Below are 7,133 nucleotides of genomic sequence, written 5' to 3' on the forward strand. Positions count from 1 at the left end.
GCACGTTCAGGCCTGCATCCAGGGCACTGATGGCGATGCCTGTGCCCATGGTGCCTGCACCAATCACCGCGATGTGCTTGAAAGCACGTGGCTCCACATTCCACTCAGCCGACAGCTTCGTGGTTTGACGCTCTGCGAAAAACTGGTGACGCAGTGCAAACGCATCACGCTCAACGCGCAAGCGCTGAAACTGTGCACGCTCTTGTGTCAATGCTTCATCGATGGGCAAGGTGACACAGGCATGCACGGCGTCAACGGCCGCCGCATAGTTGGGGCGATGTTTGCCCTTGCGTAGCCACTGTTGCGCCTGTGTCTCCCAAACGTTTTTGTCTACGGTATCCACTCGCTCATCACGGATGCGCTGCTTGCGACCCTGCAATTGGCGTGCATAAGCCACTGCATGCGCAAGCAAATCTGCAGGTACCACGGCATCTACCAGACGCAGTGTGTGCGCTTGCTCTGCCGTCAATCGTTCTCCACTACACACGAGATCCAGACCTTTGAGCAAGCCCGTGCGGCGTGGCACCCGCTGTGTGCCGCCAGCACCCGGAATCATGCCCAGCGTGATTTCAGGTAAACCTACGCGTGTACCCAGCAGCGCCACGCGGGCATCACACGCCAGCGACAGTTCAAAACCTCCGCCCAATGCCGCACCGTGCAATGCTGCGACGACAGGTTTGCTGCAGTTTTCAATAGCTGCAATCACCACGGGCAATTGCGGCTCTTCCAAAGGCTGACCAAACTCCCGTAAGTCAGAGCCTGCAATGAACGTGTTGCCAGCTCCCATCAGCACTGCAGCCATCAGCGCATCATCTTGCTGCAGCTCTGAAATCGCTTGCAGTACCCCCTGGCGTACACCCAAGGCTCCCGCATTGATGGGGGGGTTATCAATCCAGACGACCAATACGTCGTTTTGGCGCTCAGTACGCACCATGGATCCTGATGACATGCTCTGTGTCTCCTTAAAACGATAAAGCTCACATGTCCGGGTGCCTTGCTACGTTGGTGCACATCCACCTGTCAGCCATATGTCATGACTTACAAGCTGGCACAGCTATACATAACCATTCAAAAATAAGAGCACGCAAAAGACATGAATTGGAAGTAATGATGCCCAGCTGCACCGCTTTACAGGGAGAACAAGAATCCACATACAACAACAAAAAGTCATATCTAAAAGCCAAACAGGAACATCTATTCAGCGATAGAAAAGCCATGATTCATGCATCTTTATTTCATGCACAGGAACACTCATGGACTTCCAACTCTCCGAAGAACACCAATCATTTGCTGATAGCGTGGCCCGCTTTGCGCTCGACAAGCTGGCACCCGGCGCGTTGGAACGTGCGCATCAACCTGGTTGCCCTTGGGATGCTGCGAAGCTGGTTTCCGAGCAAGGCCTGATGGGCATTGCCTTCCCGGAAGAAGACGGCGGCCAAGGCGGCACGCTCATGCATGCCGTGCTGGCAATTCAACAAGTAGCACTGGCTTGCCCTAAGAGTGCCGACCTGGTGCAAGCAGGCAACTTCGGCCCCATCCGCACTTTTGTGGAGTACGCAACAGCAGAGCAAAAGCAGCGTTTCCTACCTGACCTGCTCTCAGGAAGAAAACTCATTTCACTGGGCATGAGTGAACCTGACGCAGGCTCTGCGGTGACCGAGCTGAAAACCAGTGCTGTGATCGAAGGTGACGAGATTGTTATCAATGGCAGCAAGGTGTTCTCCACACACAGCCCAGAAGCAGAGCTGTTCCTGATCTACGTGCGCTTCGGCCCCGGTCTGGATGGCATTGGCTCGGTACTGGTGGAAAAAGGCGCGCCTGGCTTTACGGTGGGCAATCCTTCGAACTTCATGAACGGCGAGCAGTGGTCGCAGCTGTATTTCGAAAACTGCCGCATTCCCAAGGCCAACTTGCTGTTGGGCGAAGGTGGTTTCAAGAAACAGATTTCTGGCTTCAACGTGGAGCGTCTGGGTAATGCCTCGCGTGCACTGGCGCTTGGTCGTTATGCCTTCAACCATGCGCGCGAGCACGCACTCACACGCAAACAATTCGGTCGCGAATTGTGTGAATTCCAAGGTATTCAGTGGAAGTTCGCAGAAATGTGGATGAAGCTAGAGCAAGCCCAAATGCTGCTGTACAAGGCAGCCCTGGAGGGAGAGAACGGACTGCCCAGCGCACAAAGCACTGCCATGGCCAAACTGGCCTGCAATCTGGCAGGCTGGGAAGTCTCCAATGAAGCCATGCAAGTCATGGGCGGCATGGGCTTTAGCCAAGAGGCATTGATTGAGTACTGTGTCCGTCGCACCCGTGGCTGGATGATTGCTGGCGGCTCCATCGAAATGCTCAAAAACCGTATCGCAGAAGGTGTGTTTGAGCGCAGCTTCTCGCAACGCGCAGCCAAGAAATAAGAAACCGGGTATCCACAAGAACCGATTCCAGGGAGACATTCATGAAAAAACGCACCCTTCTAAGTGTGATGACAGCAGCTGCTTTGACCGCTGCAGTGCCCCACGCATGGGCACAGGACCACTATCCTTCCAAACCCGTCAAGATCATTGTTGGCTTTCAAGCTGGAGGCCCCACCGATGTGGTCGCCCGTTTGGTGGCTAAAGCGCTGCAAGATGAACTCAAAGGCGCATTTATTGTGGAGAACCGCCCTGGCGCTACCAGCAATATTGCATCCGAAATGGTGGCAGTAGCCCCTCCTGATGGGCACACCTTGCTGATAGCCGCCGTGCCTTTGGCAATGAACAAATTTGTGTTTCCCAAACAGAAATTTGACCCCATCAAGAGTTTTGAGCCGGTGTCCAAGGTGTCCTCTGCACCCAGCGTCTGGACGGTCAACAACAATTTCCCCGCAAAGACCTTCAAGGAATTTGAGACTTTGGCCAAGAAGTCTCCTGGCAAATTGTCCTATGCAACCACAGGTGCTGGTGGCACACCCCACATGGCCACCTTGCGTCTGGAGCAGTTGACGGGCATGCAAATGCTGCATGTTCCTTATGCCGGCAGCTCAGGGGTGCTGAATGACCTGATCGGTGGTGTTGTGGACTCTGCCTTCCTGACGTCGACCGGCGCCATGTCACACATGGAAGCCGGCAAGATCCGCCCGCTGGCAGTCGCTGGCCCTCAGCGCCTGCCTGGCCTGCCCAATGTGCCGACCTTTGCGGAGCTGGGAATTCCCGAGATGAAATCTGACTCCTGGAATGCCTTGTTTGCGCCTGCAGGCACGCCCAAAGCCATCATCGACAAGCTGGCTGCAGTGGTAGCGAAAGCCGTCAAGAGCGAGGAATTCAAGAAGGTACTGATTCCTCAAGGTGCCGTCCTGATTGGCAATACCCCTGAGCAGTTCAAAGCCGAGTTGAACGCCGAAGTGGCGCACTGGGCTGAGCAGTTCAAGAAATTCAATGTAGAGAAGTAAACCATGCTGATGAACACAGAGACATCCTCCAGCGAGATCTGCCAAGCCCTGCTCTACCCCAAGAGCATCGCCTTGGTTGGTGCATCGGACGATGCCAAGAAAACCGGCGGCCGCCCCCAATTGTTTCTGCGCCGCTCGGGTTACCAAGGCACCATCTACCCCATCAACCCTCGCCGCACCGAAGTACAAGGCGAAAAGGCATGGCCCAGCTTGTCAGCCTTGCCTGAAGTGCCTGAGCATGTCTTTGTGTTATCCCCCACAGACACCGTCGTGGACACCGTCAAGGAATGTGCACAGCTTGGTGTCAAGCTGGTCACCATTTTGGCCAGTGGTTTTTCAGAATCCGGCCCTGAAGGGGTCGAGCGTGAAAACCAGCTGCGTGCGATTGCCGCCTCCTCTGGCCTGCGCATTCTGGGCCCCAGCAGCCTTGGCGTAGTGAATCCAAACAATGGCTTGGTACTGACAGCCAATGCTGCTTTTGCAGAGCCTGATGTTCCCAAGGGCAAGGTGTTCGTCGCTTCGCACAGCGGTAGCATGATTGGCGCACTGGTCTCGCGCGGCAAGGCGCGCGGGGTCGGCTTTGCTGGTCTGGTGTCTGTTGGCAGTGAAGTAGATCTGAGCGTAGGTGAAATCTGCGCTGCCACACTGGATGATCCTTCCATTGAAGGCTATGTACTGTTCCTAGAAAGCCTGCGCCACGGCGACGCATTGCAAGCATTTGCACGCGAAGCCGCGAAACGCGGCAAACCAGTAATTGCTTACAAACTGGGCCGATCCAGCGCTGCAGCCGAAATGGCTGCCACCCACACCGGCGCTTTGGCTGGCGAAGACGATATTGCCGATGCCTTCCTCAAGGATCTGGGCGTCGCGCGGGTCGAAATGCTGGAAACTTTGTTTGAAATATTCCCTCTGGCCAAGAAAATCCCCATGCAAGCAACGGCTGGACAACGCGTAGCCGTCGTGACCACCACAGGCGGTGGAGCTGCCATGGTGGTGGACCAGCTGGGCGTGCGCGGTGTTACCGTACAGCCTCCGTCCGCCGAAACGATTGCCAAACTGCAGGCCGCAGATATTCCTGGCAATGCAGGCCGTGTACTTGACTTGACACTGGCTGGCACCAAATACGAAGTCATGATGAAGGCGCTGGACATTCTGCTGAACGCGCCGGAATTTGACATGGTCATTGCCGTTGTGGGCTCGTCCGCTCGCTTTAACCCGGATTTGGCCGTCAAGCCCATCATGGACAGTGCCGGTCACACCAAGCCACTGGTCACCATGCTGGTGCCCGATGCGCCTGATGCACTGTCGCAGCTGACACTGGCGGGAATCCCTTGCTTCCGCACTCCGGAGAGCTGTGCCGACGCCATCGCTTCGGTGTTTGCACGACGTGCGCTGAGCCAGCCTGCCTCCGTCAAAGCAACGACCACCCACGACGCCCGCGCCCTGAATGAAGCGCAAGCCTACGATTTACTGGACGCCTTGCACGTGCCCCATGCGGCATCGGCCACATTCGCACTCAGCACCACACAGCCCGGTAATTTACCGTTTGACTTCCCCGTCGTGGCTAAAGTTTGTTCTGAGCACATTCCCCATAAAACAGAGGTGGGTGGTGTCGTGCTGGGTATCCGCAATGAAGAAGAGCTGGCGACCGCTTTCGCAACCTTGCGCAGTAACTTGCAAGCACGCGCACCGGGCGTACCGTGCGACCAGGTGCTGGTACAACCCATGCGCAAGGGGCTGACCGAAGTACTGGTGGGCTACCGTATTGACCCTGATGCAGGCCCCATCATCATGCTCGCTGCTGGCGGCATCTGGGCCGAGGTGATGCGTGACCGCAGCATTCGACTGGCTCCTGTGAGCGTGGCCACAGCCAAAGAAATGATTGCAGAAGTCAAGATGCTGCAAACCGTTGCAGGTCTGCGCGGCAAGGCCAAAGGTGATCTTGAGGCACTGGCAGTCGCCATCTCCAACCTGTCCCAGCTGGCCGTGCGAAACGACCTTGCAGTGGTCGAAGCTGAAGTGAACCCTCTGATGGTGATGCCTGAGGGCGAAGGTGTGCTGGCAGTGGACGCACTGGTCATGCAACCACGTTAAGTGGATAAGGCAAGCATGCGAAAACAGGCAGCGCCACCGCAACCATCTCTTTGCGCACAGGCACTGCCTGATTCTCAGGGTTTTTCTTACGCCACTGCGACTACCAACTGGCATGTGTCGGGGCAAGGGCGAGCGACCATACTGCTGCTGGGCACGCATGCCGGCAGTGAAGACTGGATGCCCACCCTCGCACATTGGACCCAATACTTTGAAGTGCTCACACCGCACTTCAAAGCGGACATCGCTGATGACACTTGCTTGCTTGCCCGTGCTTTGCACGCCGACCTCAATGCACGTTTCCCAAAGCAGCCTTTATATGTATTAGGGCTGCACTGGGGCTGTGCGCTAGCCTGTGAGCTGGCAGTGCAATGGCCCCAATTGTCTGGCTTGGTATTGCTGAATGCTGCGGGACATGGCTGTACGCCACCTTCAGCCATACCAAGCACAGACTTTTTTTCAACCAACAGGCCGTGGACAGCGCTGAATGCCCCCATTCTGACGATCTGGCCGCAAACGCCCAACGAGCCAGACCCGACCGATACCGCCATTGCTCTGTCGCAGGGCAATGAACAGCATGAGTGGATGGTTGTCCCAACTTGCTCCGATAGAGCAACCATGGGTCAAATTATTCTGCGTTGGCTGCAGTCGCATGATTGATGCTGGCGACCTACATATCATCCATACGTTGACTCTCTAAAATAGCCGTATGAGTAAGAAGCTGCCACCTTTGAATCCCCTGAGGGTTTTTGACGCTGTTGTCAGAACGCAGAACTTAACCAAGGCCGCGCAGGAACTTCACATCAGCCAGTCGGCGGTCAGCAAGCAGCTGAATGTCTTGCAAACCTATTTGGGCGTAGAGCTTTTCCGCCGCGAAAGGCATGGCATCAGCCTCACGCAATCTGGTCTGCGCTACGCAGAAGCTGTCATTCCGGCGTTTGACGCCTTGTCCAAGGCCACCACGGATCTCATGCGCTCTGGCTCCGACAACACGCTACGGGTACAGACTTACACGACTTTCGCGGCCAAATGGTTGATCCCCAGACTCTCCGACTTCAATGCACGGTATCCAGAAATTACCGTCAAGATCACCAACTCCGTCAAGGCCGTCGATTTTGATCGCGACAACGTAGACTTGGCGATTCAAATAGGTAATGGCGCCTGGGCAGGGCAAGACAGTGACTTCTTATTTGAAGATGTGATTGAGCCCGTCTGCTCTCCCGATTTCTTCAAGCAGTTTGCACCAGACCCACGCTATCCGCAGGCGCTTTTGCGCGCCCGCTTGCTGGTTTCCCACTTTCGCCCCGACGACTGGGGCACGTGGGCACGGCTGTGCCGCTACAGCGAAGAAATTGAACGTACCGAGCGCATGCGCTTTAGCAGTTCCATTCTGACGTGGCAGGCCGCAGCGGACAGCCTTGGCATCGCCATAGGGCAGACCACCTTGCTGGTCGATGACATCAAGCAGGGCAAGCTAGTGACCCCCTTTCATTTGCCCGTCAAAACAGGACACTCGTACTACCTGGTACGTCCTCAGCTACAGCGCCATTCACGCAAGGTGGACTTGTTCAGAAGCTGGATCCAGGCACAACTCGCGCTGTTGACCCCCACTGCCACATAA

General features: G+C 56.0%; 6 protein-coding genes. 5 read left to right on the forward strand and 1 reads right to left on the reverse strand.

The annotated features are described in order from the left end of the window. A partial coding sequence (locus tag AC27VO_RS16380; RefSeq protein WP_488667785.1) for an enoyl-CoA hydratase-related protein occupies positions 1-949 on the reverse strand: 949 nt, incomplete at its 3' end. A 304-nt stretch (positions 950-1,253) separates the two neighbouring features. Between AC27VO_RS16380 and AC27VO_RS16385 the strand changes: the two genes are divergently transcribed. The 5 genes from AC27VO_RS16385 to AC27VO_RS16405 are packed head-to-tail and all read left to right on the forward strand — an operon-like array spanning position 1,254 to position 7,133. Further along, complete coding sequence (locus AC27VO_RS16385; RefSeq protein WP_488667786.1) at positions 1,254-2,408, forward strand: acyl-CoA dehydrogenase family protein; 1,155 nt, start codon at positions 1,254-1,256, stop codon at positions 2,406-2,408. 41 nt (positions 2,409-2,449) lie between these two features. After that, complete coding sequence (locus AC27VO_RS16390; protein ID WP_488667787.1) at positions 2,450-3,421, forward strand: Bug family tripartite tricarboxylate transporter substrate binding protein; 972 nt, start codon at positions 2,450-2,452, stop codon at positions 3,419-3,421. A gap of 3 nt (positions 3,422-3,424) precedes the next feature. Further along, complete coding sequence (locus tag AC27VO_RS16395) at positions 3,425-5,515, forward strand: acetate--CoA ligase family protein (protein ID WP_488667788.1); 2,091 nt, start codon at positions 3,425-3,427, stop codon at positions 5,513-5,515. Between the two features lie 15 nt (positions 5,516-5,530). Further along, a complete protein-coding gene (locus AC27VO_RS16400; RefSeq protein ID WP_488667789.1) occupies positions 5,531-6,172 on the forward strand; it encodes an alpha/beta fold hydrolase in 642 nt (213 codons plus the stop codon). A gap of 49 nt (positions 6,173-6,221) precedes the next feature. Further along, positions 6,222-7,133, forward strand: a complete 912-nt coding sequence (locus AC27VO_RS16405) for a LysR substrate-binding domain-containing protein (protein WP_488667790.1) — start codon at positions 6,222-6,224, stop codon at positions 7,131-7,133.

Source organism: Comamonas sp. 14P8.1.4 (assembly GCF_057799285.1).

Excerpts from the sequence above, each read along its gene's own strand:
- AC27VO_RS16405 (WP_488667790.1), top strand. The coding sequence starts at position 6,222 with ATGAGTAAGAAGCTGCCACCTTTGAATCCCCTGAGGGTTTTTGACGCT.
- AC27VO_RS16400 (WP_488667789.1), top strand. The coding sequence starts at position 5,531 with ATGCGAAAACAGGCAGCGCCACCGCAACCATCTCTTTGCGCACAGGCA.
- AC27VO_RS16390 (WP_488667787.1), top strand. The coding sequence starts at position 2,450 with ATGAAAAAACGCACCCTTCTAAGTGTGATGACAGCAGCTGCTTTGACC.
- AC27VO_RS16395 (WP_488667788.1), top strand. The coding sequence starts at position 3,425 with ATGCTGATGAACACAGAGACATCCTCCAGCGAGATCTGCCAAGCCCTG.
- AC27VO_RS16385 (WP_488667786.1), top strand. The coding sequence starts at position 1,254 with ATGGACTTCCAACTCTCCGAAGAACACCAATCATTTGCTGATAGCGTG.